Raw genomic sequence first — 25855 nt, forward strand, 5'->3', positions numbered from 1 at the left:
TCCGCTACTGTAGTCACATGACTACACACGCGTCAACGCGGAAGCCGGTCGGCCGAGAACAGGTCGCGGCGGCCGTCCTGGCTGCGGCGGTGGAGCTGTTCGCCGAGCGCGGTCCGGCCGCGACATCCATCCGCGACGTGGCTGCGCGCTCCAAGGTGAACCACGGGCTGGTGTTTCGCCACTTCGGCACCAAGGAGCAGTTGGTCGGGGCGGTGCTCGACTACATGGGTGTGCGCATGATCGAGCTGCTGGACGCCGGTGCGCCCGACGACGAGGTCGAACGCGCGCTCGACCGGCACATGCGGGTGATGGCCCGAACGCTGCTCGACGGTTATCCCGCGGGTGAGCTGCAGACGCGATTTCCCACCATGGCGTTGCTACTCGACCAGGTCCGGCCGCGACATGACAGCGACCTTGATGCCCGGCTGGCCGTCGCCAATGCCGTTGCTCTGCAACTGGGCTGGAGGTTGTTCGCGCCGTTTTTGCGGTCGGCCGCCGGGATCGAGGAGCTGACGGACGCGGAGCTGCGGCAGGCGGTGGCCGCCGAGGTGGCCCGGATCGTCGAGCCGCACTGAGTCGGGGCGATCACACCTGGATTGCGTTGATCCACTTTTCGAGGCGCCGGGCCTCATGGGCCATGAGTTCGGGCTGGGCCAAGGCATTCGTGAGGACCGCGCTGCCCTGGTACGCGATCACGAGTTCGAGCGCAAGGTCGTGGGCGTCGCGACGGCCCATAGCGTGGAATTGCTGCTCGGTCCAGTCCAGCAGGGTCTGCATCAGCGGAGCGGTCAGTGCAGGCGATTGGCCCGGCTGGTTCGCGAGGTCGGTACAGAGGGTCCCGTACGGACAGCCGTGGTCGGCGATTGTGTCGCGTGACTCGGCCAGCACGCCCACGAGCGCCTTGAGCCGAGCCTTGGGGCTGCCGTGGCGGCGCTGCAGGGCGGCGGTTGCGGATCGGATTTCCTCGGTCCGCGTCTCGACGACGGCGGCCACGATGTCGTCTTTGCTCTTGAAGTAGTAGTACATGTTGCCCAGCGGCACCTCGGCGGCCTCCGCGATGTGCGCCAGTGTGGTGCCGGCTATGCCCTGGCGGTAGAACAGGTCGCACGCGGCGGCGATCAGTCGCTCCCGCTTGCCCGGAGGCTTGGGCGCGGCGGCTTCGTCGGCGTCGGTTGAGTCAGCCATATCACTCACGGACTATAGACGGCACGCATCCATGCTGAGGGCCCACAACAAGTTCCTGTTCTCCGATGTGTTGTAGGAGGTCTTCACAGGCTTGGATTTTGCGCGCGCGAAGTATTGGCCGGAGAGCTGCGCTGGTTCTGCGGAAGAGGCAAGGAAGACCGAGGTGGCGGCGCCCTTGTCCGGGGAGAGCGAAAACGGCAGCGCCGCATAGGAGATCGCTCGGAGGAGGACTTTCGGGGCATCCAGCATCATCGGTGTCCTGACGATCCCTGGATGCACGGCGTTCGCGGTGACCCGCGTGGACGCCAGCCGGTGCGCCAACTCGATGGTGAACAGCAGCACGAGAAGCTTGGAGGCCGCATATGCGCCGATGGTCGAAAATCGTTGCTCGCCTTGCAGGTTGTCCGGTTCGAACTTGCCCACGCGGTACACGCTCGAGCTCAGGTTGACGATCCTGCCCTGCGGGCTCCTCTTCAGTTCGTCGAGCAGCAAGTGGGTGAGGTAGAACTGTGAGAGGTAGTTGACCTGGAAGGTCGTCTCGTAGCCGTCCCCGGTCAGCTCGCGTCCCGGCATGACGGTGGCGGCGTTGTTGATCAGAACGTCCAGGCGCGGGTAGCGGACTGTGAACGTATCGGCCAGCCGGTGCAGTTCGACCAGGGACCTGAGGTCGGCGATGAGGTAGTCGACATCGTGGTTGCCGGTCGCCACGGCGATTTCCCTTGTGACGGTTGCGGCTTTGGCTTCGTTGCGTGCGGCCAGCACGACGGCATAGCCCTGTCTTGCAAGCGCTGTCGCGGTGACCTTGCCGATGCCGTCGGTGGCGCCGGTGATGAGGCAGACTGGCTTGTCCATGAGCGCTGCGATGCCTATTCGGCTGCGGCACCGACGGTTGCGGGCCTCAACAACATGCGTGACATCATCGAGCGGGTCAGCGCCGGTGGCACCAGCGCGGTGGTAACCCGGTTGATTCGGCCCGGGATGCAGCGGGCGCGGTTGCGCTCCAGCGCACGAAGCGCCTCGCGGACACAGTCATGTGGCGCCATGGGCGGGATCGGCATTTTGTCGGGGTCCAGACCGAACTCGGCCAGCGCCGGGGTGCGGGTGGGTCCCGGGTGCAGCACAGTCACGTGCACTCCGTGCTTGGCCAGCTCGCCGTGCAGGCCGGCGCCGAGGCTGGCCACGTAGGCCTTGGTCGCCGCGGTGTGCGCGAGGTAGGGCACCCCATGGATAGCTCCCAGCGCGGACACCAGCACGATCCCGCCGCGGCCACGGCGGGCTAGTCGTCCGCCGAAGTGGTGGCTCAACCCCAAATGCGCGGCGGTGTTGAGCCTCAGGACCGCGCGCTGCGCCTGGAGGTCGGAGTCCACGAATGGGCCGGGCAGGAGCGCGCCCGCCTTCGACACCAGCAACCCGACGTCGAGGTCGTTGGTGGCCTCGGCGATTGGGGTCAGCATGCCCGGGTCGGCCAGGTCGACGTCAATGACGCGACTGCCCACGTCATAGTGCTCGGCCAGCGTAGCGGCCAAGTCCTCCAGCATGGCTAGCCGCCGCGCGACCAGTACCACGTTGATGCCTGCCGCGGCAAGCTGATGGGCGAATTCACGCCCGATTCCCGATGATGCGCCCGTCACGACCGCCCACGGGCCGAACTGATCTGCACTGACACGCATGGTTTGACTCCTCATTCGTCATTCGTTGGGAGATGTAGTTAGTTACACAACTTACTGCAGAAGTGGCCCCGCTGGCAAGGTCTCCCGACCCCGCGTAGTTTCGCGGCTGGCTCGTAGCAGGCCGGATGAGGCCAATCTCGCCTCTTTACAGCAGTTTTGTAAAGGTGAATTGCTAACGGTTGTTCGATCGCACCGGCATGGTTACACTCCACCTAGTTGGTTATCTGACCAATATCGTCGGGAAGGGATGGGCGACAGCGAATGGTGATCGTCAAGCGCGCGTGGGTTCCTCTCGTCATCACGGTCTTGTTCGTCATCGCGGGTTTCGCCGTCTACCGACTGCACGGGGCGTTCACCGAGCGTGGTGCGACGTCCGCCGTGCGCGCCCAGGCCGACGACATCAGGCCGTTCAACCCCAAGCACGTGATGCTGGAGGTCTTCGGCGCGGCCGGCAGCGTGGCCGACATCAATTACCTCGACGTCGACGCCACGCCCCAGCGTGTGGACGGTAGGCGGCTACCGTGGACGTACAGCGTGGCCACTACGGCCCCGGCGGTCAGCGTCAATGTTGTTGCACAGGGTGATGGTGCGGTCATCGGCTGCCGAATCACGGTAAACGGCCATATCAAGGATCAACGGACCGTCGCGGGAATCCACCCGCAAACCTTCTGCCTGGTCAAATCCGCGTGATGGCGCGAATGGTTCGCTGGCTTTCGGCGCCGATCCTGTTGTTCTGGCTGGGACTTGCCGCGGTAACCAATATTGTTGTCCCGCAACTGGAAGCGGTCGGAGAAGCTCGCGCCGTGTCGATGAGCCCCGAGGACGCACCGGCGGTACAAGCCATGAAGCGCATCGGCCATGTGTTCAGAGAATTCGATACCGACAGCGCGGTCATGGTCGTCTTGGAGGGCCGGACCCCGCTAGACGTTGCGGCGCATCAGTTTTACCACGAGCTGATTCGCAAACTGTCACAAGACCACAAGCACGTCGAGCACATCCAAGACTTCTGGGGCGACCCGCTCACTGCGGCTGGGTCGCAAAGCGCCGACGGAAAGGCCGCCTACGTCCAGGTCTTCCTTGCCGGTCGGCAAGGCGAGACACTGGCCAACGAGTCCGTCGACGCCGTCCGGCGCATCGTGTCCACCGCGCCGCCGCCCGACGGAGTCAGGGCATATGTCGCCGGCCCAGCGGCGGTCACTACGGATCAGTTGGAGTTCGGCAACAAGAGTGCGCCCAAGGTGATGGTGGTGACGGTCGGGGTCATCGTCGTGATGCTGCTGATCGTCTACCGCTCCTTGGTCACCGTCCTACTGACGCTGCTGATGGTCTTCGTCGAATTACCTGCTATGCAAGGGCTGATCGCGTTCCTCGGCAGCCACGGCATCATCGCGCTTTCGACGTTCGCGGTTCAACTCCTTCCGGTACTTGCCATCGCCGCTGGCACCGACTACGCGATCTTCGTCGTCGGCCGATATCAAGAGGCCCGTCAACTCGGGCAGAACCCGGAAGACGCTTACTACACCATGTTTCGTGGCAGCGCCCATGTGGTTCTGGGCTCGGGGCTGACCATCGCCGGCGCGATGTTCTGTCTCAGCTTCACGAGGCTGCCCTATTTTCAAACCCTCGGCGCGCCATGTGCGATCGGGATGCTCATCATGGTGGCGGGCGCGCTGACGTTGGGTCCGGCCATCCTCACCCTTGGCAGCCGATTCGGGCTGTTCGATCCGAAACGGAAAATCAAGACGCGGGGATGGCGACGGGTAGGTACGGCTGTCGTCCGTTGGCCCGCGCCGATACTCGCGGCGACATGCGCGACGGCTCTCGTCGGGCTGCTTGCCCTGCCGTCATTCACGACCAGTTACAACGACGGCAAGTACCTACCCGCGAGCACCCCGTCCAACATCGGCTACGCGGCAGCGGACCGGCACTTCTCGCCGGCGCGGTTAAATCCCGACCTGCTGTTGATCGAGACCGACCACGACATGCGCAATCCCGCCGACATGCTCGTCCTCGACAGGGTGGCCAGGAGCATCTTCGGGGCAGACGGCGTCGCTCGCGTTCAGGCCATCACCAGACCGTTGGGCACGCCAATCGCACACACTTCCATTCCATTTCAGATCAGCATGCAAGGCACCACGTTGACCGAGAACATGAAGTACATGCACGACCGCATGGCCGACATGCGGGCGATCGCTGATCAGATGACGGGCGTCATCGACACCATGCAACGCATGCTGACCATGATGCGCCAACTGGCTGACACTACGCACGATGTCGCGGGACAAACCAGGCAGATCGTCGCCGACACCAACGACGTGCGCGATCGCATTGCCGATTTCGACGACTTTTTCAGGCCGCTGCGCGGCTACTTTTCTTGGGAGAAGCACTGCTTCGACATCCCTATCTGCTGGGCGCTGCGATCAGTATTCGACTCGCTCGACGGCGTTGACCAGCTCACCGACGATCTGGGCGGTCTGGTCAAAGACACCGACAAGCTGGATGCCCTGATGCCGCAGCTGATCTCGCTGCTGCCGCCGATCATCGACGCCACCACCACTATGCGCACCATGACGATGACCATGTACAGCACTTTCGCCGGCCTGCTCGATCAGATGGATGCTGCACAGCAGAACGCGTCGGCGATGGGGAAAGCCTTCGACGCGGCGAAAGACGATGACTCCTTCTACCTACCGCCGGAAGTGTTCGCCAACCCCGACTTCAAACGCGGTCTGGCGATGTTCCTCACGCCTGACGGCAAGGCCGCACGATTCATCGTCACCCACGACGGGGATCCAGCTACCCCGCAAGGTATTTCGCATGTCGAGGCAATCAAAAAAGCCGCTCGTCACGCCGTCAAGGGAACTCCCTTGGAGGATGCCAAGGTCTCTCTTGGCGGCACCGCCGCGACCTACAAGGACATGAGTGACGCGGCCAGATTCGATTTGCTGATAGCCGGGATCGCCGCGGCCTGCCTGATTCTGGCCATCATGCTGATCATCACCCGCAGTATGATTGCCGCCCTGGTGATCATCGGTACTGTGTTGCTGTCGCTGGGATCATCGTTCGGACTATCGGTGCTCATCTGGCAAGTCATCCTTGGCGTCCCCTTGCACTGGCTGGTGATCGCGATGGCACTGATCGTCCTGTTGGCGGTTGGGTCGGACTACAACCTATTGCTGGTCTCACGGTTCAAAGAGGAAATCGGCGCCGGAATCAAGACCGGAATCATCCGCGCCATGGCGGGAACGGGAGCGGTGGTGACCTCTGCCGGTCTGGTGTTCGCATTCACGATGTCTTCCTTTGTATTCAGCGATCTGCGGATGATCGGCCAGTTCGGCACAACCGTCGGCATTGGATTGCTCTTCGACACGTTGATCGTGCGATCACTCATGACACCGTCGATCGCCGCCCTGCTCGGACGCTGGTTCTGGTGGCCTCAACGGGTGGGCACCCGGCCTCGCATCGCGAGACACTCCGTGCCCGAATCCATTTCAAGCAAGGACGTCGCCGAAAGCGCGCGTTCATGATGTTCCGGCGCGCCAGCAACCGCACACTGTCGAAGTCGATACGCCTCGCCGCACCGCCCGCCAGGGTGTGGGAACTGATCACCACCGTCGCCAGTATCACCGAGTGGTACGACGCCTGGGACGCCGTGGAATCTGCCGGCGACGAGGAACGGCTTCAGGTAGGCACGTCGTTTCGGCTAATCCGGCACCGTGTCGGCCACGACGACATCGCGCTCTGTCGCGTGATCTCAGTAGAAGCACCGCGGCGGTTGTGCTGGCTGCAGTACGCGGAAAACCTGCCCACCATGTCGGTCGAGTTCGATCTGGTCCACCTCACCGAAGAAACCACGCTGCTGAACCACACCAGAACCTGGGTCGAGCCGCAGCCACTAAGCTGACTGCCATGGCCGGACCTGCCGATCCCGATGCGGCCAGAGCGCCCAGCCGTCCCGTGCTGGTGGTCGATTTCGGCGCGCAGTATGCGCAGTTGATCGCTCGGCGGGTGCGCGAGGCCCGGGTGTTCTCGGAGGTGATCCCGCACACCGCCTCGATCGAAGACATCAAGGCCCGTGACCCGCAGGCGGTGGTGCTTTCCGGCGGCCCGGCCAGCGTGTACGCCGAGGGCGCGCCGCAACTCGACCCGGCGTTGTTCGAGCTGGGTCTGCCGGTGTTCGGTATCTGCTACGGGTTCCAGGCCATGGCGCAGGCGCTCGGCGGCGCCGTCGCGCACACCGAGACCAGTGAATACGGCCGGACCGAACTGAAAGTCCTTGGCGGTGAGCTGCATTCGGACCTGCCCGCCGTTCAGCCGGTGTGGATGAGCCATGGTGACGCCGTCACGTCGGCGCCGGAGGGGTTCGACGTGGTGGCCACCAGCGCGGGTTCCCCGGTCGCCGCCTTCGAGAACCGGTCCCGGCGGTTGGCCGGTGTGCAGTACCACCCGGAGGTGATGCACACCCCGCATGGGCAGCAGGTGCTCAGCAGGTTCCTGCATGACTTCGCCGGCATCGGCCCGGATTGGACGCCGGCCGGCATCGCCGGTGTGCTGGTCGAGCAGGTGCGTAACCAGGTCGGCGACGGTCACACGATCTGCGGGTTGTCCGGCGGGGTGGATTCTGCGGTCGCCGCGGCGCTGGTGCAGCGTGCCATCGGGGACCGGCTGACGTGTGTGTTCGTCGACCACGGACTGCTGCGCGCCGGCGAGCGCGCGCAGGTGCAGCGCGATTTCGTGGCCGCCACCGGCGCCAATCTGGTCACCGTCGACGCCGCGGACAGATTCCTCGAGGCGCTGTCCGGGGTGACCAATCCGGAGGGCAAGCGCAAGATCATCGGTCGCCAGTTCATCCGGGCGTTCGAGGGTGCAGTGCGGGATGTCCTAAAAGACCAGGGGGACAAGACGATTGACTTTTTGGTCCAGGGCACGCTGTACCCGGACGTGGTGGAGTCCGGTGGCGGCGCCGGGGCGGCGAACATCAAAAGCCACCACAATGTCGGCGGCCTGCCCGGTGACCTGAAGTTCAAACTCGTCGAGCCGTTGCGGCTGCTGTTCAAGGACGAGGTGCGCGCGGTGGGCCGGGAGTTGGGCCTCCCGGAGGAAATCGTTGCGCGCCAGCCGTTTCCGGGTCCGGGGTTGGCCATCCGGATTGTCGGCGAGGTCACTGCGGCGCGATTGGAAACGCTGCGGCGCGCCGATGCGATCGCGCGCGAGGAGCTGACGGTGGCCGGACTGGACAACCAGATCTGGCAGTGCCCGGTCGTGCTTTTGGCCGACATTCGCTCGGTGGGCGTGCAGGGCGACGGCCGAACCTACGGGCACCCGATCGTGCTGCGACCGGTGTCCAGCGAGGACGCCATGACCGCCGACTGGACCCGGGTGCCCTACGAGGTGCTCGAGCGCATCTCGACGCGGATCACCAACGAGGTCGTCGAGGTCAATCGGGTGGTGCTGGATGTCACCAGCAAGCCGCCCGGGACCATCGAATGGGAGTAGGTTTTCGCCCTCTTTTGCGACACTTAATCGGTTGCGACAACACGCCGCAGGGAGTCGCACTGGTTTAAGTCTGGGCGAATCCCGGTGCCCGTCCGGACCCACAGAAACACCATTTGCCACAGCTGTACCCATCGCTTGACGGTTGTCGGTGGGCAGGTGTTGACTCACTGGTATCGAACATATATTCGAACATAGTGAGAAGGCATATGACGGCGGCCGTAGTCCAGGAGAACCGTGCTGAGCAGCTGAAACGGCTGCGCCGGCAGATGGCGGCGGTGTCCGGGGCGGTGGGCTCCCAGAGCCCGTCGCCCCAGCTGGAAGCCCGGCTGCCGATCCCGCCGATGCTGGCCGATGTGTTGCCCGAGGCGTTGCCCCGGGGAACCGTGGCGGTGCTGTCGGGAGCCCGGTCGCTGCCGCTGAGCATGGTGGCCGCGGTGACGGCCGCCGGCGGTAACGCGGCGATCGTCGGCCAGCCGGATGTCGGGTTGCTGGCCGCCGTGGAGATGGGGGCGGACCTGAGTCGGCTCGCGGTGATACCCGATGCCGGAACCGATCCCGTGGAGGTGGCCGCGGTACTCATGGACGGGATGGATCTGGTGCTGCTCGGTCTGGGCGGGCGCACGGTGCCAATGACCCGGGCGCGGGCGGTGGTGGCCCGCGCGCATCAGAAGGGCTGCACCCTGCTGGTCACCGACGGTGACTGGCAGGGGGCGTCGATGCGGCTGGAGGCCCGGGTCTGCGGTTACGAGACCGGCGCGCCCGGCTTTGGGCGGATCCGTCAGGTGCGGCTCGACGTGTGCGCCCGGGGCCGGGCGATCAGGCGGATACGGGCGGGGTAGTCGGTGTCCTCCCGGGTGCTGGCGATCTGGTGTATGGACTGGCCGGCGGTCGCCGCCGCGGCGGCCGCCGGCCTGCCCGCGACGGCTCCGGTCGCCGTCACGCTGGCCAACCGGGTGATCGCCTGCTCGTCGGCCGCTCGTTCGGCTGGGGTGCGGCGAGGGCTACGACGACGGGAGGCGGCGGCCTGCTGCCCACAACTGCACGTCGTGACCGCGGACGCCGACCGCGACGCCCGGTTCTTCGAAGGGGTGGTCGCGGCGGTGGACGATGTGGCGCCCCGCGCCGAGGTGCTACGACCCGGCCTGGCGGCGTTGCCGGTGCGCGGGGCGGCCCGGTTTTTCGGTTCCGAGCAGCAGGCGGCCGAACGGCTGATCGACGCGGTGGCCGCGGCCGGCGCCGAGTGTCAGGTCGGGATCGCCGACCGGTTGTCCACCGCGGTGTTCGCCGCCCGCGCGGGTCGTGTCGTGCAGCCGGGAGAAGACGCCCGGTTTCTGTCGGTGCTGTCGATCCGCCAACTGGCCACCGAGCCCAGTCTGTCCGGTCCGGGGCGAGACGATCTGGTGGATCTGTTGTGGCGGATGGGGATTCGCACCATCGGGCAGTTCGCCACGCTGCCGCGCACCGACGTCGCTTCCCGGTTCGGCGCCGACGCGGTAAGCGCACACCGGTTCGCCCGCGGTGAGCCGGAACGCGGGCCATCCGGGCGTGAGCTGCCGGCCGAACTCGATGCCGTGCTGGACTGCGACCCGCCGATCGACCGGGTCGACGCCGCCGCATTTGCCGGCCGCTCGCTGGCCAGCACATTGCATCAGACGTTGATGGCCGCCGGAGTGGGATGCACCCGGCTGGCCATCCACGCCGTGACCGCCAACGGTGAAGAGCTGAGCCGGGTGTGGCGATGCGCCGAGCCGTTGACCGAGGATGCCACGGCCGATCGGGTGCGCTGGCAGCTGGACGGATGGCTGAACAAGCGGACCGCCGAAGACCGGCCGACTGCCCCGGTGACGCTGCTGCGGCTGGAGGCGATAGAGGTGGTGTCGGCCGGGGCGCTGCAGCTACCGCTGTGGGGCGGTCTTGGCGAGGAGGACAGGATGCGGGCCCGTCGGGCGCTGGTGCGGGTGCAGGGCCTGCTCGGCCCGGAGGCGGTGCAAGTGCCGGTGCTGTCCGGCGGTCGTGGGCCGGCCGAGCGCATCACGCTGACACCGCTGGGCGACGAACCGGTGCCACAGGCCGACCCGAATCGGCCATGGCCGGGTCAGCTGCCTGAGCCGTCGCCGACGGTGCTGCTCGACGATCCGGTGGAATTACTTGATGCCCAAGGCAATTCGATACGCGTGACCAGCCGGGGGCTGTTCTCTGCCGACCCGGCGCGGCTGACCGCCCGTGATCATGACGACCGGCTGAGTTGGTGGGCCGGCCCATGGTCGGTCGACGAACGGTGGTGGAATCCGGAGCAAGCCAAAGGTCGCACCGCCCGGGCCCAGGTGCTGCTGGACGGCGATCCCGGCAAGGCGCTGCTGCTGTGCTATCGCCAGCGGCGATGGTATCTGGAAGGAATCTATGAGTAACCCGGCTTTGCGCCGAGCGTGTAGCCACGGCGAAAAAATCGCGAGAATCCCGCCCTGATTACACGTTCGGCGAACTAGCCCAGCCGCCGCGCGAACGCGCCCACCCGGTCGATGAATTGGTCGAAGAACACCGTTGGGTCAACGCCAACTCCGATGAGCGCGTTGGGTTCTCGGCCCCAGCGGCCCGACCAGTCGGTTACCGTCATACCGCGGGTCAGCGTGCCGGCCAACTCCACATCCACCGTCGCCGGCCGAGTCGTTACCAGCTGGGGATCCAGTGCAACCGCCGCCGCCAACGGGTCATGCAAGTGCGCCAGATACCCGTAGCCGGCGTCGCGGTGGGCCTCGAAGTAGAACCGCATCGCGTCTTCGATGAACCGCACCAGACGACCCGTTGTCCCCAACCGCGCCAGATGCTCTGGCGTCATCGCAATGCGTTGGGTCAACTCCAGCCCGCAGAGTATTGGAAGACGCTCGGCGCCAACCCATCCCGCGAACACCTCGGCGGCCGCCTCGGGATCGACGCTGATGTTCCATTCGGCAACCGGATTGGTGTTGCCGCGATAGTCGTAGGCCCCGCCCATGATCACCAGCCGGCGCAGCAGGGTGGGCAGCGTCGGCTCGGCACGCAACGCCAGCGCCAGGTTGGTCAACGGGCCGGTGGCCACGCCGATCAACTCTCCGGGATGGGCATGTGCCGCCTCGACCCAGGCCGTCGCGGCGTCGTGGGCGGTGAGCCGGCGGTCCGTCGACGGCAGCTCGGCATACCCTAAACCCTTGGGGCCGTGCGCTTTTCCCGGGGGACACATCGGGCAGCTCAGCGGCTGATCGGCGCCCTTGGACACCGGAATGTCGCCGACCCGGCAGAGCTCCAGCAGGCCGAGGTTGTTTTCGCAGACCTGCTCGACTGCCACATTGCCGCCGGTCGAGGCGATGCCGACCAGCTCGGCCTGCGCATGGCCCAGCATGTACACCAACGCCAGCGCATCGTCGACACCGGTGTCGACGTCAGCGAAAACCGGTGATGCGTTCACGCAAACGTTATTACCAGGACGTCGCGCAGTGCGGGCGTCGAGTCGTCGACCGGGCGAATGGGTGAAACGCCGTGCACGGTGCGACGGTCGTCGCCGAGCAACAGCGTTCCAGGCTCATCGAGTGTGGTGCTCAGCAGTTGCCGGCCCCCAAGGTCGAACACCGTGCTTTCGCCGCCGACCGCGTTGCGTCGAGCGATCAGCAGCGAGGTCACCAACGTGACACCGTCGCGATGCAGACCCTCCGGCGTCGGCCGGCCCTCCCCGTTCGCCGAGGCCAGGACTCGGAACGGATGTACCTTGACGGTCCATTCGGCGGCGTCGTCGAGCGTCGTCGCGAACCGACCGAGCAGCGTGAGCAACTCGGGCAGCAGCGGATCGCCGGCGAACGCGTCAGTCAGCGGCTCGAAGTGGCGATCCCGCTCGATGTAGAGCGGGTTGGAGTCTTGCGGCTGCACGAATGCGCCGTTGGGCATCGGCGTGGCGACCCCGTCGCGAAACGTGTAATGGCCGTAGCGGCGCAACCGTTGCATGCCCAGCTCGGCCGCGTAGGGGTCCGGCGCCAGTTCATCCCAGTGCGCGGCGAACCGCGCCCACACGTCGTCGGACACGCCGAGATTGCGCGCCAGGTCGGCCGGCGGCATCAACAACACGCCCGTCGCGGCGAGCAGAGCGGCATTCACGCCAATCGGATTACCAATGCACGCCCGGGACCAAACGCACTGCCCGCTTTACCGGGCCCGGAACCCGCATCCGGGCGACGGCACGGACCGGGCGCTTCGGCCGACGCCGTGACGACCGCTGCGGCGCAACAGGTTCTGACGGCTCCAGCCCGCGCGCGGCCGCCGAGTCGGGGTAGCCCAGATAGAGCTGATGCAGAATCCGTCGCGACAGCTTAGGGGTGAAGTAGTTGCCGGCCTCGGCCAGCGTGCCCAGCGGGGTGTCGATGCGCGCCGGCTTCTCTATCAAGCCGCGCACCACCATCGCCGCGGCGTGCTCCGGGCTGATGGCCCGCATCGGGTTGAGCCGCCGCGACGGCACGATCATCGGTGTGGCCACCAGCGGCATGTGGATGTTGGTGAACGTGATGTGGTCGGACAGTGTCTCCGATGACACCACTTCGGCGAACGCATCCAGCGCCGCCTTGGTGGGCAGATACGAGCTGTACTTCGGGCTGCGCGCCTGCACCCCGGCACTGGACACGTTGACGACGTGCCCGAATCGGCGTTCACGCCAGTGCGGCAGCAATGCCAGCACCATGCGCACGGCGCCGAAATAGTTGACCGCCATCACCCGCTCGTAGTCGTGCAGCCGCTCGGTCGAATTGACCACCGACCGGCGGATCGACCGACCGGCGTTGTTCACCAGGTAGTCGACATGATCGAAGCGGCCCAGGATGTCCTTGACAGTGTGTTCCACCGACCCAGAGTCGGTGACATCGCAGGTGAAGGCATAGGCCTTGCCGCCGGCGGCGCGGATCTCGGCGACCAGATCGTCGAGCGCCTCCCCGTTGCGGGCCAGTGCGAACACGGTGGCGCCGCGCTCGGCGACTGCGATGGCCGACGCCCGGCCGATGCCGCTGGAGGCGCCGGTGATGACCACGTGCCGACCGACCAGCGGGCCTGCCGGGTCGTCGCGACGGGCCCGGTCCGGGTCGAGGTGTTCGGCCCAGTACCGCCACAGCTTCGGCGCGTAGGAAGCGAACTCGGGAACTCGGATGTTGGGGATGCCCGTCCCCTGCAACGCTTTCCGCGTCTCCTCGGAGGTGAAGGTGGGGGCGAGGTCGACGACGTCGAGAACCTCGGCGGGGATGCCGAGTTGGGTGGCCGCCATATTGCGCCACACCTTGGGCCGGCCGCGTACCTTGAGCACCGGCGCTGCCACCGAGCGCGGCAGCGACCCGCGCAGCGGCGGCAGCCCGGCCTCGGCGGCGATGCTGCGGTAAATGCCCCGCAGCCCAATGGTTTTCGGCGCGGTCAGATGGAACGTTTGCCCATCTCGTCCGTCGGCGTGCAGCAATGCGACCAGGGCATCGACGACGTAGTCGACCGGCACGATGTTGGTGCGCCCGGTGTCGGGCAGCATGATCGGGGTAAACCGCGGCAGCACCGCCAGCTTGGCCAAGACGGGAAAGAAGTAGTACGGGCCGTCGATTTTGTCCATCTCGCCGGTGCGCGAATCACCGACCACCACCGCCGGCCGGTAGATCCGATAGCGCAGTCCTGGCATCGAGCGCACCAGCGACTCGGCTTCGAACTTCGTCTGGTGATACGGCGTCGGCAGCTGTTGGCCGACGTCGAAATCCGCCTCGGTGTACTCGCCGCGGAAGTCTCCGGCCACCGCGATCGACGACACGTGATGCAGCGTCGCGTCGAGCCGACGCGCCAGATCGATCACCGCGCGGGTGCCGTGCACGTTGGCGGCGCGCTGCTCAGCATCGGATGCGGTGATGTCATAGATCGCCGCACAGTGCACCACGTGGTCGACGTTCTCCAGCTGGGCGATGGTCTCTCCGGTCAACCCGAGATCCGCCTCGGCCAGATCGCCGACCACTGGTTTTACCCGCTCACCCCAATCGCCCGCCAACCGCTCGAAACGGCCCAGCGACGCGCGGCGTACCAGCACCCACACCTCGGCGTCCGGGCGGACGTCCAGCAGCCGGGACACGACTCGACGCCCGATAAACCCGGTACCGCCGGTAACGACATAGCGCATGCGAACCATGGTGACCGCTGTCACCAGCGTCAGTCAACGAAGTGTGACGCGATCGCCGCTCAGTAGCTGAAGTCGCGGATGCCGTCCCAGTCCTCTAACGTCCATCCGGTCGACGGGCTGCCACTGATCACCACCCGGCCGCCGTTGGGCAGCCGATGGGTTTTCGCCAGGCTGTCCTTGGGGTTCTTGACGTTCAGCAACGTCCAATACATGATCGCCTCGCCGTGCGAGAAGGCCACCGGTTTGCTGTTGCCGCTGTCGTAGATCTTTTGCACGGCAGCGGTGAACTGGTCGTTGAACTGCTTACCGCTGATCGAGCCCGGGATGGCGTCCTTGAGGTCGCCGTTGAGCCACTGCGCCGGCGCGAGGAGGTAGGTCAAGTCCTCCGTCTTTCTCGAGGTGTCGTTGTACCAGCCGGCGTCGATTTCCCGCAGACCCGGCAGGATTATGACCTGCTTGCCGAGTTCGTGGGCCAGTGGCTCAGCGGTCTGCGAGGTGCGGACCATGTCGGAGGCGTAGACGCCGTCGTACTTGTAGCGCACGAGCTGATGGGCGAGCTGCTGGGCTTGCCCCCGGCCCTCCTCGGTGAGGCCAGGACCGGGAACGTCGGTGTTGATCATCCCTTGGGCGTTGCTCTCGGACTGGGCGTGCCGGACGAAGGTCAAGGTGATGCTGCGAACATGCGGTGTTCCCGAGCAGGCGCCGATGGCTATGACCGCGGCCAATGCGGCAGCCGCCTTGACGATGACGGTGCGGGTGCGGTTGGGCATGCGGATAGCCTGCCCTGTCGAGGGCGTCGGTGTGAAGCGTTTGCCGGGGTTGGGGTCAAGAAAAACCACCTCGAGTGATGAAATGGCGGGACTGGCCGGGACGCCCGAAAAACGATCGAGAGGAGACACGCATGGCGATCGATCCGAAGGCCATCGGCGCCAAAGCCGACCCGATCCTGTTCGAGTGGACCGACCGCGACACCATGCTCTACGCCCTCGGTGTCGGCGCCGGAGTCGATGATTTGTCCTTCACCACCGACAACAGCCACGGCATCACCCAACAGGTGCTGCCGACCTACGCGGTGATCTGTTGCCCGGGCTTTGCGGCGGCGTCGAAGGTCGGAAAGTTCAACTGGGCCATGCTTTTACACGGTTCGCAGGGCATCCGGCTGCATGCACCGCTTCCGGTCGCTGGAAAGTTGTCGGTGGTTTCCGAGGTCGCCGACATCCAGGACAAGGGCGAGGGCAAGAACGCGATCGTCGTGCTGCGCGCGCAGGGTAACGATCCCGAATCGGGAGCGCTGGTTGCGGAGACGCTGACGACCTTCGTGGTGCGCGGGGCCGGCGGCTTCGGGGGCGAACCGGGTAAGCGCCCGCCGGCTCCGGAGATCCCCGACCGGGAGCCCGACGCCCGCATCGCGTTGCCCACCCGGGAGGATCAGGCCCTGATTTACCGGCTCTCCGGCGACCGCAATCCACTGCACAGCGACCCGTGGTTCGCCAAGGAGATGGCCGGCTTCCCCAAGCCGATCATGCACGGGCTGTGCACATATGGTTTCGCGGGCCGGGCGTTGGTCGCCGAGCTCGGCAAGGGCGACGCCAGCGCGATCACGTCGATCGCCGCAAGGTTCTCGTCGCCGTGCTTCCCGGGCGAGACCCTGACCACGTCGATCTGGTGTACCGAGGCCGGCCAGGCGGTGTTCCGCACCGAAGCCTCCGCACCCGACGGCAGCGATGTGCGGGTGGTGTTGGACGATGGCGCCGCGGAATACACCGAGGTTTAGCGGGGCCGTCCGCGTGGCAGCCTGCGGCCATGGCATTCAAACTCACTTACAGCGACGGGCAAGAGACCGACTACGACGACAACACCAAATGGGAAGTCGAAAACGGGGTCGTCAAGTTGGGACGCGAGGCGGGGAAGTGGACGGTGTTCCTCTCCCCGAGTCATTGGGCCACCCTCGAGCTGACCGCGGATAAAGGCAAAGGCGAAGACCGCGAGGGAAGCGACGAGGAAGGCAAGGACGAAGACAAGGCCAAGGACGAAGACAAGGCCAAGGACGAAGACAAAGGCAAAGACGAGGATCAAGAGAAGGACAAGGACAAGAACAAAGGCGACTGACGATCCCGTGCTCAGCCGCCGAGCCGGCGCGCCAGCTGCTCGGTGAAGTCGCGCACCCGTTCGGGGTTGTCCAACGCATACCGCGCGGCGGTAGCGCGGTCGCCGTCGTCGCCGTGCCGCACCAGGATCCCGATGCCGTCGTCGTGCACTGCGTCGAACGCGTCCTCGTCGGTGATGTCATCGCCGAGATAGATCGGCAGCATGGGACCGGCTCCGGCGTCACGAATGTGATCGAGCACCCAATGAAGAGCTTTTCCCTTGTCCCAGTCCACGTTTGGGCGCAGCTCGATGACCTCGCGCCCCGTCGTGACCCGCAGCGCCGTGCGCTGCCCGGCGGCGCGCACCGCCGCAGTCACCTCGCCGACGCGGTCACGGCCGGCGTTGCGGTAATGCACGGCAACGCCAAACCGCTTGTGCTCCACTGCCACACCCGGGATGCCGCCGAGCTGGTCGGCGAGTTCCGCGGCCGCCTGCTCCAGCACCGGAATGCTTGCCGCCGCCTCCGGATTCTGGTGGTGTGCGCCGTCAGACCCGATCAGCTCGAAACCATGGCTGCCGGCATACCAGATGCCGGGTAGGTCGACGCGCTGCCGTACGTCGGCGAGATCGCGGCCGGACAAAATTGCGACCGGGCACCGGGAAGCCAACGTCGTCAACGCATCGGCGGCGCCCTCGAAGAGCCGAGCAGCGTCGGGGTCGTTGACGATCTCGGAGAGCGTCCCGTCGAAGTCGAAGAACACCGCGGGGTGTTGCCCGCTCACCACATCGAGGACCGCCAGCGCGTCGGGCAGCTCGGACATCCGGCGGTCGCCTGTGCGCACAGCGATTTCACCCAGACCGGCGACGACGGCGTCGGCGCCCCGGCGGCGCAGCTCGTCGCCGTGCCCGGTCGCGTCGACACCGATCACCAGCGCGAATCCGCCGGCCCGGCCAGCCGCGACGCCGTCCGCGGTAGAGGTGACGACGGCACACCGGCCCGGCTGCACCGCCAGCCGGTTCGCCGCCTCGATGGGCTTGGTGACCACACCGGCCTGCTTCAGCCGGGTCAGCAGCGTGGCGTCGGTGGTCAGGTCACCCACGTCGAAAAGCACCGCGTCGTGGCGGCGCGGGTCGATGGTGACCGACATGCCCATGACATTAGGTGCGTCGCCGATCTAGCGTGGTAGCAGGTAAGGAGGCAGGGACATGTCGGCGCCGGTACACAACGGAATCCTGGTCGGAGTCGACGGATCCGCGTCGTCGAAAGCGGCGGTCGCCTGGGCCGCACACGATGCCGCTATGCGTGGCGCTCCGCTGACCTTGGTCCACGTGCTTCCCCCGCCGGTGGCGATGACATTTCCCGAAACCCCGATGCCACCCGGTTACATGGAATGGCAGGAAGAGCAGGGCAAGCACCACATTCACGACGCCGTCAAGATCGTCGAGCAGTGCACCGGTGCGACCGGTCCGCCACACATCAGCACGGAGACCGTGGTGGGGCCCACCGTTCCCATGCTGGTTGATCTGAGCAAAGAAAGTGTGATGTTGGTGGTCGGATCCCGCGGGCACGGATGGCTGCGTCGCAGTCTGATGGGGTCGGTCAGTTCCAATCTGGTCCGGCATGCGCACTGTCCGGTGGCCGTCATCCATGAGGCGGGCCCCTCGATGCCGCATCCGAGCGGGGCCCCGGTGGTCGTCGGTGTCGACGGATCGCCGGTCTCGGACACCGCCACCGCGGTTGCCTTCGAAGAGGCCTCGTTTCGCGGTGTGGAACTCATTGCCGTGTACGCCTGGCATGACGCGAACGTGTACGACGTGCCCGGAATCGACTTCGCCGCCATGCAGGTCGACGGGGAGCGGGTGCTCGCCGAGCAGCTGGCCGGTTGGCGGGAGCGCTATCCCGACGTCAAGGTTCGTCGCGTGGTGGTCTGTGACCGGCCCGCCGATCAGTTGATCGAGCAGTCACACAACGCGCAGCTGGTGGTCGTGGGCAGCCACGGCCGCGGCGGCTTCGCCGGCATGTTGCTGGGCTCGGTCAGTGTGGCGGTGGTGCAGTCGGCCCGGATCCCGGTGATCGTGGCGCGCCGCTCCTGAAAGTCGGGGCGGATCCAGTCGCGAAATCACCGAGATCGACGTAAATGTCGCGATTCTGCCGAATTTCTGCTCTGGCGTCGATCTCGATGTCACTTGGCGAACAGCAAGACGGAGTCTTGGCTGAGCATTTCCAAACGCCCCACGGCCATTTCGATGCCGTTGGCCAGTTCCTCGACATCGGCTCCGGCGTCATAGTCGGCGGTGATACCGAACACCAGGTCGTCGGCATAGCTCAGCACTGCGACACCGGTACGCAATCGCAGCGCGATCGGCGGTATCGGCAGCAAGCGCGCGACCTTGCGCCCCATCATCTCTAACTGGCGACGTGGTCCAGGGACATTGGTTGCCAGCGTGACGATGCCGCGTTGCGGCAGTCGCGTCAGAAAACGAATCACCCACGAGGACAACATAAATGGGATGTAGTTGGCGGCCGAGACGGCAACGTTGCCGGCTTGCCGCTGCCCGCCGTCTTTGGCGCGGGTCAATCGGCTGTGCACCGCGCGCAACTGCTGAATCGGATCGTCCTGCTCGACCGGGAGATAGGGAAGCATCACCGAAAGGCGATTGCCAGGCTTGTCGAGCGCGTCGGGCGAGCGCACCGACACTGGCACCAGGGTGCGCAGCGAGTCCGGGCGGGGCTGCTCGCCGCGGTGCAGCAACACCGCGCGAAAGCCCTCGGTGATCGCGGTGAGCGCAACATCGTTGATGGTCACGTCGAACTTGCGACATACCTGTTCGACGTCGGCGAGCGGGACACGTACCGCGCGATAGCGCCGCATCGCGGTAACCGGTCCTACCAGCGAGGATCGGGTGGCCGGTCGGAGCAAGCCGGCGGCGATTTCGGCGGCCCCGGTGACCGTTCGCGCCGCCGCGGCGGTGATGTTGGTCGCCGCCTGCCAGATGTCGTCGAACGGGTTGCTGCGCGGGATGAGATCGGGCACCGGTTTCAGATGCGGGTGCGCGGCGACCGTCTTTTTGGCGGCGACGACTCGGGTGAACGCGTCGCCGTCGACGTCATCGCAGAGCCTAGTAAGGATGCGGGTCGCTGAGACCCCGTCGGCCATGCAGTGGTGGATCTTCATCAGGATCGCCCAGCGATTGCCCTTCAAACCCTCGATGACCCAGCATTCCCATAACGGGCGATCGCGGTCCAGGCGGTGCTCCAACACATCGGCGACGACTCGGAACAGTTCGGCGTCGTCGCCTGGCCGGGGAAGCGCCAATCGGCGCACGTGGCGGCCGAGGTCGAACCCAGGATCGTCGACCCATATCGGTGGACCGAGGTCGAAGGGTTGGGTTCGCAGCAGTTGCGTGCACCGCGGTATCGCGCGGATCCGTTCTGCCAGGATGTCTTTGAACTGGCCGTAATTGGGGGCAGAGCCGTCGATGATGGCGATCCCGCCGATCGCCAAGCTGACGTTGCGGTCGGAATCTTCGGCCATGAGGAAACCCGCGTCGAGCGCGTTGAGTTGCTCCATGAGTCGTCACCGCCATTCGCTGCTGGGGGACTTCGTACGAGTATCCGCTGCGGGCCACCCCCGGCAGGTGGCCGCAGCATTAATTCGTGTAAACAACTGTGGTCGGTTGTGTAGCAACGAAGTTCACGAGAATTCACCGGCTTTAGGTGCGGCTCGGCCCCTCACTCGCCAATCGAACATACATTCGATAGACTGGCGGCGTGGGCTGGGGCAACGGACCGCCGACCTGGGCGGAGATGGAGCGGGTGCTGGACGGTAAGCCCCGTCGCTCCGGCGTGCCGTTGGCAACCGAGCCGGTGGATGACGGCCCCTGGTCTCACAAGCGCGGGACCTACCAGCCGCCCGACGACAACCGGAAGGTTCGCTCGTCCGTCCCGTATGCCGAGTTGCATGCGCATTCCGCGTACAGCTTTCTCGACGGAGCCAGCACGCCGGAGGAACTGGTCGAGGAGGCGGTGCGGCTGGATCTGCGCGCCATCGCGCTGACCGACCACAACGGTCTTTACGGAGCGGTGCGGTTCGCCGAAGCGGCCGCGGAATTGGACATGCACACCATGTTCGGCGCCGAGCTGTCACTGGGGCCCGGCGCCCGCACCGACGAGCCGGATCCGGCGGGCCCGCATCTGCTGGTGTTGGCCCGCGGTTCGGAGGGCTATCGACGGTTGTCTCGGCAGCTGGCCGCCGCACATCTAGCCGGCGGTGAAAAGGGCAAGCTGCGATTCGACTTCGATGCGCTCACCGATGCGGCGGGTGGGCACTGGCACATCTTGACCGGTTGCCGTAAAGGCCATGTCCGCCGCGCGCTGGCCGCCGGCGGCCCGGAAGCGGCCGCGGCCGCGTTGGCAGACCTGGTGGACCGGTTCGGCGCCAACCGGGTCAGCGTCGAGTTGACTCACCACGGCCAGCCGCTCGACGACGAAACCAACGCTCAATTAGCCGAACTGGCAACACGATTCGATCTTCGCACGGTTGCCACCACCGGCGCGCATTTCGCCGCGCCGTCGCGGCGCCGGCTGGCGATGGCAATGGGCGCGATACGCGCCCGCCAGTCGCTGGACGAGGCGGCCGGCTGGCTGGCCCCGCTGGGCGGCTCGCATCTGCGGTCGGGTGAAGAGATGGCACGGCTGTTCGCGCAGCACCCTGAAGCGGTCACCGCCGCCGCCGAACTCGGCGAGCAGTGTGCCTTCGGTCTGGCGCTCATCGCCCCGCAGCTGCCGCCGTTCCCAGATGTACCGCCCGGCTCAACCGAGGACAGCTGGCTGCGCGAGCTGGCGATGACGGGGGCGGAGCGCCGCTACGGGCCGCGCGCACGGGCGCGCCAAGCGTATGCGCAGATCGAACACGAGCTGGAAGTCATTGCGCAGCTGGGGTTTCCCGGTTATTTCCTGGTCGTCTACGACATCACCCGATTCTGCCGGGAGAACAACATCTTGTGCCAGGGCAGGGGATCGGCGGCCAACTCGGCGGTCTGTTATGCCCTCGGCGTCACCGCAGTCGATCCGGTGGCCAACGAGTTGTTGTTCGAGCGTTTCCTGTCACCGGTCCGCGACGGGCCGCCCGACATCGACATCGACATCGAGTCGGATGAGCGGGAAAAAGTCATCCAATACGTCTACGACAAATACGGCCGCGACTACGCCGCTCAGGTAGCCAACGTCATCACCTACCGGGGGCGAATCGCGGTGCGCGACATGGCTCGTGCCCTCGGATTCTCGCAGGGGCAGCAGGACGCGTGGAGCAAGCAGATCAGCAGCTGGAGCGGGCTGGCCGAGTCAGCCGATACCGAGGGCATCCCGCCGCAGGTTATCGAGCTGGCGACCCAGATCCAGAACCTGCCGCGGCACATGGGCATCCACTCGGGCGGCATGGTGATCTGCGACCGCCCCATCGCCGATGTCTGCCCGGTGGAGTGGGCGCGCATGGAAAACCGCAGCGTCTTGCAGTGGGACAAAGACGACTGCGCGGCAATCGGTTTGGTGAAGTTCGACCTCCTCGGGCTGGGTATGCTCTCGGCGCTGCATTACGCCATCGACCTGGTGGCCGAACACAAGGGCATCCAGGTCGACCTGGCCGAACTCGACCTCTCCGAGCAGGCGGTGTACGAAATGCTGGCGCGCGCCGACTCCGTAGGGGTATTCCAGGTGGAGTCACGCGCACAGATGGCCACTCTGCCGAGACTCAAGCCGCGCATGTTCTACGACCTGGTGGTCGAGGTCGCGCTGATCCGTCCGGGACCCATCCAAGGCGGCTCGGTGCACCCGTACATCCGACGGCGTAACGGCGTCGACCCGGTTGTCTACGACCATCCGTCGATGGAGTCGGCACTACGGAAAACGTTGGGAGTGCCGCTGTTCCAGGAACAGCTGATGCAGCTCGCGGTGGACTGCGCCGGCTTCTCCGCCGCCGAGGCCGATCAGCTGCGGCGCGCGATGGGATCCAAACGGTCCGCGGAACGCATGCGACGGCTGCGCGGCCGGTTCTACGACGGCATGCGCGCGCTGCACGGCGCCGCCGACGAGGTGATCGACCGGGTGTACGAAAAACTGGAGGCCTTCGCCAATTTCGGCTTTCCGGAAAGCCACGCGCTGAGCTTCGCGTCACTGGTGTTCTACTCGTCGTGGTTCAAGTTGCATCATCCGGCCGCTTTCTGCGCGGCGCTGCTGCGCGCGCAGCCGATGGGCTTCTACTCGCCACAGTCGCTGGTGGCCGACGCGCGCAGGCACGGCGTGGCGGTGCACGGTCCCGACGTCAACGCCAGCCTGGCCCACGCCACGCTGGAGAACGCCGGAACGGAGGTGCGGCTGGGGCTGGGCGGCGTGCGCCATATCGGCGACGACTTGGCCGAGAAGCTGGTCGAGGAGCGAAAAGCCAACGGGCCGTTTGCTTCTCTGCTAGACGTGACGTCGCGGGTGCAATTGAGCGTGCCGCAGACCGAAGCGCTGGCCACCGCGGGAGCCCTGAGCTGCTTCGGGCTCTCCCGGCGAGAGGCGCTGTGGGCGGCCGGGGCCGCCGCCACCCAGCGGCCCGACCGGCTGCCCGGGGTGGGCTCGTCGTCGCACATCCCGGCGCTGCCGGGGATGAGCGAGCTGGAACTGGCCGCCGCCGACGTGTGGGCCACCGGCATCTCCCCGGACAGCTACCCCACGCAGTTCCTGCGAGCGGATCTGGATGCGCTGGGGGTGCTGCCCGCCGAGCAGCTGTTGAGCGTGCCCGACGGTGACCGGGTGCTGATCGCCGGGGCGGTGACCCATCGTCAGCGCCCGGCGACGGCCCAGGGTGCGACGTTTGTCAACCTCGAGGACGAGACCGGGATGGTCAACGTGCTCTGCACGCCGGGAGTGTGGGCCCGACACCGCAAGCTGGCGCAGACGGCGTCGGCGCTGTTGATCCGCGGCCAGGTCCAAAACGCAAGTGGCGCTGTCACTGTCGTGGCCGAGCGGTTGGAAAGGCTCACCCTCAAGGTCGGCTCGAAGTCTCGCGACTTCCGCTGACGCCATCGCAGCTCAATACGGGGCGGCCGCGTTTGCTTTGGCCCAGGCCAGCTCCGCCTCGGATTTTGCCGGCGGCGGGATCAACCCGTTGATCATCCACAGATCTTCGCTGGTCTCGTCGACGTGAAACTCCCAATGCAGATCGACCTTCTCTTTCAGATACGGCTGCAGCATGTCGTTGATCCATCGCGCGGTGCGCCGTCGACTGGCCTGGTCGGGATTGTGCCGCGCGATGTGATCGATGACGATGCGAACGCCGACCTGGGCCTGCTCGCCGCCCACATAAAAGTCCTCGGCCCGGGTCTCGTTGAACACCGTTACGACATAAAACCGCGGAAGCCCCACCCGCTCATAGTGTTCGGTGATCCAGGCGGCCAGTTGACGCTTCTCCTCGCCGGTAAAGGTTCCGGGTGTGTGGTAAATCGTCCAGAGCGGCACGGTGATAACGCTCCTGTCTGTCAGCGGGCCAGCGCGAAGGTCAGGTTTTCCACCGGACCCGACAGTGCCGCTTTTGCCGCCACGGTGACATCGTCGGCGAGCACCTCGACGGCGCCGTCTTCCAACGCGTCGACGATGCGCTTGGCCACCACGTGCGGTGGCGTCTTCGGCAGGTTGATGTCGGCCACCATGGCGGTGTCGATAAAACCCGCGTGAACCCCGAGCACCTGGGTGTTCTGCTGCTGCAGCTCGGCACGCAACGAGTTGGTGAGCGACCACGCCGCCGCCTTGGAGGCGCCGTAGGCGCCGCTGCCGCCGAGCCAGGACAGCACGGAGTGGACGTTGACGATCGCGCCACCGCCGTTGCGGGCCAGGATCGGGGCGAACGCGCGCACGACCCGAAGCGGGCCGAACACGTTGACGTCGAACGTGGCGTCAACGTCGTCCATGCGTCCGGTCAGCAGCGAGTCGGGCAACAGGATGCCGGCATTGTTGATCACGATCTCCGCATCGCCCGCCTCGTCGGCAAGCGCTGTGACAGAATCCTGCGAGCGCACTTCGAGCTCGCGCGTCACCACACCCGGACGCGTATCCGAATACGCTTGCCGCGCAGTCGAATACACTTTCCGGACACCTCGTTGGAGCACCTCGTCGACCAGCGCCGAGCCCAGACCGCGCCGGCCGCCGGTCACCACCACCACCTTGTCCGCAACCGCAACCATTCCTCCGACCCTTTCCTCTGACTAACGACAACGTTAGCTAGATCAAAGCACGGCTAGCTGAGTAATGCAAACGTTAGTTATGCTGGCGGGGTGGCGATGCAGTTCGAGGAGCGGTTACAGGACCGCGGCAGGTGGAAGCCGGACGCCTGCTCCGCGGCAAAGGTCTTGGACCTGCTCAGTACCAAAACGAGTTTCTTGGTCGTCCGCGAGTGCTTCTACGGCACGGCTCGCTTCGAGGATTTCGTCGATCGGGTCGGGGCGTCGGCGCCCGCGATCTCGCGGGCACTCAAGCAGCTGGAGTCGGCCGGGATCATCAGCCGCCTGCCGTATCGAGAACCGGGCCGGCGGGCGCGCGACGAGTACAGGTTGACCGCGGCGGGCGAGGATCTATTGCCAATCTTCCTCGCCCTGGTGCAATGGGGGGACACTCACCTGCAAAACGGCCGCGGCCCACTGGCATTCGTCGACGCGGACAGCGGCCGTGAGGTCCGCGTCTGCGTCACCGCCGACGGTGATCGCGCGCCGTCACGATCGAGCGACATCGAGATCCGGGCCAACGCCCGGAAGTGATTCCCGCGACTTCCGGTGATGTTTTGCGACGAACAGGTCAGCCGGTCGGCGTCGTCCACACCCGGGTCGGGGTGATCTTCAGGCGGGTGCTGTAGGCGCCGAGTGCATCGGTCAAGCCGAACGCCGCGGCGTCCTCGCTGTACTTGGCCCAATACGGCCCGTCCTCGCGGCCGTCGACGTCTGTCGCGTCCACCCTTGCGGTTCCCCCGACCACGATGATGCCTCCGCCGTTGCCGTCGGAATCCAGGTTCAGGCTCACCTGTGGACGCGCCTTGATATGGGCAACCTTGGCCGCTTGCGGCATGGAATACATGGTCAGGTCGGCGCCGTCAAAATAGAACCAGACCAGCCGTGGCACCGGCTGCCCCGATTTCGCGACGGTTGTGAGCCAGCCGTAATGGTCCGATTCCAGCCTGCTGGAAACCTCTTGCGTGAGTTCGACAGTCATGCGCGTAAATGTAGTCTTCGC

The 25855-nt window shown here is 66.1% G+C and carries 24 protein-coding genes; 12 read left to right on the forward strand and 12 right to left on the reverse strand.

Annotated features, from left to right (window positions below):
• Positions 1-17: 17 nt before the first annotated feature.
• Positions 18-575 carry a TetR/AcrR family transcriptional regulator gene (locus AWC06_RS13790; protein WP_085198441.1) on the forward strand — a complete coding sequence of 186 codons (558 nt, stop codon included), beginning with the start codon at positions 18-20 and terminating at the stop codon, positions 573-575.
• 10 nt (positions 576-585) lie between these two features.
• Here the strand turns inward: AWC06_RS13790 and AWC06_RS13795 are convergent, their stop codons facing one another.
• Genes AWC06_RS13795 through AWC06_RS13805 form a run of 3 tightly spaced genes read right to left on the reverse strand, consistent with a single transcriptional unit; the run spans position 586 to position 2855 of the window.
• Positions 586-1185 (reverse strand): TetR/AcrR family transcriptional regulator, encoded by a 600-nt coding sequence (locus AWC06_RS13795; RefSeq protein ID WP_085198443.1) that lies wholly within the window; start codon positions 1183-1185, stop codon positions 586-588.
• Positions 1186-1197: 12 nt separating this feature from the next.
• Complete coding sequence (locus AWC06_RS13800; RefSeq protein WP_085198445.1) at positions 1198-2037, reverse strand: SDR family oxidoreductase; 840 nt, start codon at positions 2035-2037, stop codon at positions 1198-1200.
• A gap of 14 nt (positions 2038-2051) precedes the next feature.
• Positions 2052-2855, reverse strand: coding sequence for an SDR family NAD(P)-dependent oxidoreductase (locus AWC06_RS13805; RefSeq protein ID WP_169715354.1), 804 nt, complete (start codon positions 2853-2855; stop codon positions 2052-2054).
• A 261-nt stretch (positions 2856-3116) separates the two neighbouring features.
• On the opposite strand from AWC06_RS13805, the gene AWC06_RS13810 reads away from it, so the two are divergent.
• From AWC06_RS13810 to AWC06_RS13835, 6 genes are all read left to right on the forward strand, one after another.
• Entirely contained in the window at positions 3117-3545 is a 429-nt protein-coding gene (locus AWC06_RS13810) for an MmpS family transport accessory protein (RefSeq protein WP_085198449.1), read from the forward strand.
• Positions 3545-6382, forward strand: coding sequence for an MMPL/RND family transporter (locus tag AWC06_RS13815; protein WP_085198451.1), 2838 nt, complete (start codon positions 3545-3547; stop codon positions 6380-6382). The genes AWC06_RS13810 and AWC06_RS13815 overlap by 1 nt, the downstream gene beginning before the upstream one ends.
• Positions 6379-6759 (forward strand): SRPBCC family protein, encoded by a 381-nt coding sequence (locus tag AWC06_RS13820; protein WP_085198453.1) that lies wholly within the window; start codon positions 6379-6381, stop codon positions 6757-6759. The genes AWC06_RS13815 and AWC06_RS13820 overlap by 4 nt, the downstream gene beginning before the upstream one ends.
• Before the next feature lie 5 nt (positions 6760-6764).
• Positions 6765-8351 carry a glutamine-hydrolyzing GMP synthase gene (guaA, locus tag AWC06_RS13825; RefSeq protein WP_085198455.1) on the forward strand — a complete coding sequence of 529 codons (1587 nt, stop codon included), beginning with the start codon at positions 6765-6767 and terminating at the stop codon, positions 8349-8351.
• Positions 8352-8557: 206 nt separating this feature from the next.
• Positions 8558-9190, forward strand: a complete 633-nt coding sequence (locus tag AWC06_RS13830) for a hypothetical protein (RefSeq protein ID WP_085198457.1) — start codon at positions 8558-8560, stop codon at positions 9188-9190.
• 33 nt (positions 9191-9223) lie between these two features.
• On the forward strand, positions 9224-10759 hold the full coding sequence (locus tag AWC06_RS13835; RefSeq protein ID WP_085198459.1) for a Y-family DNA polymerase: 1536 nt from the start codon (positions 9224-9226) through the stop codon (positions 10757-10759).
• Positions 10760-10833: 74 nt separating this feature from the next.
• On the opposite strand, the gene AWC06_RS13840 is transcribed toward AWC06_RS13835, so the two are convergent.
• Genes AWC06_RS13840 through AWC06_RS13855 form a run of 4 tightly spaced genes read right to left on the reverse strand, consistent with a single transcriptional unit; the run spans position 10834 to position 15275 of the window.
• Positions 10834-11793 (reverse strand): nucleoside hydrolase, encoded by a 960-nt coding sequence (locus tag AWC06_RS13840; RefSeq protein WP_085198461.1) that lies wholly within the window; start codon positions 11791-11793, stop codon positions 10834-10836.
• Positions 11790-12434, reverse strand: coding sequence for a 2OG-Fe dioxygenase family protein (locus AWC06_RS13845; protein ID WP_085198661.1), 645 nt, complete (start codon positions 12432-12434; stop codon positions 11790-11792). The genes AWC06_RS13840 and AWC06_RS13845 overlap by 4 nt, the downstream gene beginning before the upstream one ends.
• A gap of 49 nt (positions 12435-12483) precedes the next feature.
• Positions 12484-14505 (reverse strand): SDR family oxidoreductase, encoded by a 2022-nt coding sequence (locus AWC06_RS13850; RefSeq protein ID WP_085198659.1) that lies wholly within the window; start codon positions 14503-14505, stop codon positions 12484-12486.
• Positions 14506-14564: 59 nt separating this feature from the next.
• On the reverse strand, positions 14565-15275 hold the full coding sequence (locus tag AWC06_RS13855) for a histidine phosphatase family protein (protein WP_085198463.1): 711 nt from the start codon (positions 15273-15275) through the stop codon (positions 14565-14567).
• A gap of 131 nt (positions 15276-15406) precedes the next feature.
• Here AWC06_RS13855 and AWC06_RS13860 point away from each other — a divergent pair, with 131 nt between their 5' ends.
• Both AWC06_RS13860 and AWC06_RS13865 read left to right on the forward strand, forming a co-directional pair.
• A complete protein-coding gene (locus tag AWC06_RS13860) occupies positions 15407-16279 on the forward strand; it encodes a MaoC/PaaZ C-terminal domain-containing protein (RefSeq protein ID WP_085198662.1) in 873 nt (290 codons plus the stop codon).
• A 29-nt stretch (positions 16280-16308) separates the two neighbouring features.
• Complete coding sequence (locus AWC06_RS13865; RefSeq protein WP_085198465.1) at positions 16309-16614, forward strand: hypothetical protein; 306 nt, start codon at positions 16309-16311, stop codon at positions 16612-16614.
• Between the two features lie 11 nt (positions 16615-16625).
• Here the strand turns inward: AWC06_RS13865 and otsB are convergent, their stop codons facing one another.
• Entirely contained in the window at positions 16626-17741 is a 1116-nt protein-coding gene (gene otsB, locus AWC06_RS13870; protein ID WP_085198664.1) for a trehalose-phosphatase, read from the reverse strand.
• Positions 17742-17799: 58 nt separating this feature from the next.
• Between otsB and AWC06_RS13875 the strand changes: the two genes are divergently transcribed.
• Positions 17800-18687, forward strand: a complete 888-nt coding sequence (locus tag AWC06_RS13875; RefSeq protein ID WP_085198467.1) for a universal stress protein — start codon at positions 17800-17802, stop codon at positions 18685-18687.
• Positions 18688-18776: 89 nt separating this feature from the next.
• Here AWC06_RS13875 and AWC06_RS13880 read toward each other — a convergent pair whose 3' ends face one another.
• Entirely contained in the window at positions 18777-20165 is a 1389-nt protein-coding gene (locus tag AWC06_RS13880) for a WS/DGAT/MGAT family O-acyltransferase (RefSeq protein ID WP_085198469.1), read from the reverse strand.
• A 200-nt stretch (positions 20166-20365) separates the two neighbouring features.
• Between AWC06_RS13880 and AWC06_RS13885 the strand changes: the two genes are divergently transcribed.
• Positions 20366-23656: an error-prone DNA polymerase gene (locus AWC06_RS13885; protein WP_085198471.1), complete on the forward strand. Its 3291-nt coding sequence runs from the start codon at positions 20366-20368 to the stop codon at positions 23654-23656.
• A 12-nt stretch (positions 23657-23668) separates the two neighbouring features.
• Here the strand turns inward: AWC06_RS13885 and AWC06_RS13890 are convergent, their stop codons facing one another.
• Positions 23669-24094, reverse strand: a complete 426-nt coding sequence (locus AWC06_RS13890) for a tautomerase family protein (protein ID WP_085198473.1) — start codon at positions 24092-24094, stop codon at positions 23669-23671.
• Between the two features lie 20 nt (positions 24095-24114).
• Positions 24115-24816, reverse strand: coding sequence for an SDR family oxidoreductase (locus AWC06_RS13895; RefSeq protein ID WP_085198475.1), 702 nt, complete (start codon positions 24814-24816; stop codon positions 24115-24117).
• A gap of 96 nt (positions 24817-24912) precedes the next feature.
• On the opposite strand from AWC06_RS13895, the gene AWC06_RS13900 reads away from it, so the two are divergent.
• Positions 24913-25386 (forward strand): winged helix-turn-helix transcriptional regulator, encoded by a 474-nt coding sequence (locus AWC06_RS13900; protein WP_139820061.1) that lies wholly within the window; start codon positions 24913-24915, stop codon positions 25384-25386.
• A 37-nt stretch (positions 25387-25423) separates the two neighbouring features.
• Here AWC06_RS13900 and AWC06_RS13905 read toward each other — a convergent pair whose 3' ends face one another.
• The gene (locus AWC06_RS13905; protein WP_085198479.1) at positions 25424-25834 is read right to left on the reverse strand and encodes a TIGR03667 family PPOX class F420-dependent oxidoreductase; all 411 of its coding nucleotides are present in this window, start codon (positions 25832-25834) and stop codon (positions 25424-25426) included.
• Positions 25835-25855 lie beyond the last annotated feature (21 nt).

Origin of the sequence: Mycobacterium fragae (assembly GCF_002102185.1) — a bacterium.
GTDB classification, from domain to species: Bacteria; Actinomycetota; Actinomycetes; order Mycobacteriales; family Mycobacteriaceae; genus Mycobacterium; species Mycobacterium fragae.

What these genes read in the sequence shown, in the direction of transcription:
- AWC06_RS13805 (WP_169715354.1), bottom strand. Translation starts at nt 2,855, where the DNA reads ATGCGTGTCAGTGCAGATCAGTTCGGCCCGTGGGCGGTCGTGACGGGC.
- otsB (WP_085198664.1), bottom strand. Translation starts at nt 17,741, where the DNA reads ATGTCGGTCACCATCGACCCGCGCCGCCACGACGCGGTGCTTTTCGAC.
- AWC06_RS13810 (WP_085198449.1), top strand. Translation starts at nt 3,117, where the DNA reads ATGGTGATCGTCAAGCGCGCGTGGGTTCCTCTCGTCATCACGGTCTTG.
- AWC06_RS13830 (WP_085198457.1), top strand. Translation starts at nt 8,558, where the DNA reads ATGACGGCGGCCGTAGTCCAGGAGAACCGTGCTGAGCAGCTGAAACGG.
- AWC06_RS13865 (WP_085198465.1), top strand. Translation starts at nt 16,309, where the DNA reads ATGGCATTCAAACTCACTTACAGCGACGGGCAAGAGACCGACTACGAC.
- AWC06_RS13800 (WP_085198445.1), bottom strand. Translation starts at nt 2,037, where the DNA reads ATGGACAAGCCAGTCTGCCTCATCACCGGCGCCACCGACGGCATCGGC.
- AWC06_RS13895 (WP_085198475.1), bottom strand. Translation starts at nt 24,816, where the DNA reads ATGGTTGCGGTTGCGGACAAGGTGGTGGTGGTGACCGGCGGCCGGCGC.
- AWC06_RS13795 (WP_085198443.1), bottom strand. Translation starts at nt 1,185, where the DNA reads ATGGCTGACTCAACCGACGCCGACGAAGCCGCCGCGCCCAAGCCTCCG.
- AWC06_RS13850 (WP_085198659.1), bottom strand. Translation starts at nt 14,505, where the DNA reads ATGCGCTATGTCGTTACCGGCGGTACCGGGTTTATCGGGCGTCGAGTC.
- AWC06_RS13855 (WP_085198463.1), bottom strand. Translation starts at nt 15,275, where the DNA reads ATGCCCAACCGCACCCGCACCGTCATCGTCAAGGCGGCTGCCGCATTG.
- AWC06_RS13880 (WP_085198469.1), bottom strand. Translation starts at nt 20,165, where the DNA reads ATGGAGCAACTCAACGCGCTCGACGCGGGTTTCCTCATGGCCGAAGAT.
- AWC06_RS13860 (WP_085198662.1), top strand. Translation starts at nt 15,407, where the DNA reads ATGGCGATCGATCCGAAGGCCATCGGCGCCAAAGCCGACCCGATCCTG.
- AWC06_RS13900 (WP_139820061.1), top strand. Translation starts at nt 24,913, where the DNA reads ATGCAGTTCGAGGAGCGGTTACAGGACCGCGGCAGGTGGAAGCCGGAC.
- AWC06_RS13815 (WP_085198451.1), top strand. Translation starts at nt 3,545, where the DNA reads ATGGCGCGAATGGTTCGCTGGCTTTCGGCGCCGATCCTGTTGTTCTGG.
- AWC06_RS13820 (WP_085198453.1), top strand. Translation starts at nt 6,379, where the DNA reads ATGATGTTCCGGCGCGCCAGCAACCGCACACTGTCGAAGTCGATACGC.
- AWC06_RS13875 (WP_085198467.1), top strand. Translation starts at nt 17,800, where the DNA reads ATGTCGGCGCCGGTACACAACGGAATCCTGGTCGGAGTCGACGGATCC.
- AWC06_RS13790 (WP_085198441.1), top strand. Translation starts at nt 18, where the DNA reads ATGACTACACACGCGTCAACGCGGAAGCCGGTCGGCCGAGAACAGGTC.
- AWC06_RS13835 (WP_085198459.1), top strand. Translation starts at nt 9,224, where the DNA reads ATGGACTGGCCGGCGGTCGCCGCCGCGGCGGCCGCCGGCCTGCCCGCG.
- AWC06_RS13905 (WP_085198479.1), bottom strand. Translation starts at nt 25,834, where the DNA reads ATGACTGTCGAACTCACGCAAGAGGTTTCCAGCAGGCTGGAATCGGAC.
- guaA (WP_085198455.1), top strand. Translation starts at nt 6,765, where the DNA reads ATGGCCGGACCTGCCGATCCCGATGCGGCCAGAGCGCCCAGCCGTCCC.
- AWC06_RS13845 (WP_085198661.1), bottom strand. Translation starts at nt 12,434, where the DNA reads ATGCCGCCGGCCGACCTGGCGCGCAATCTCGGCGTGTCCGACGACGTG.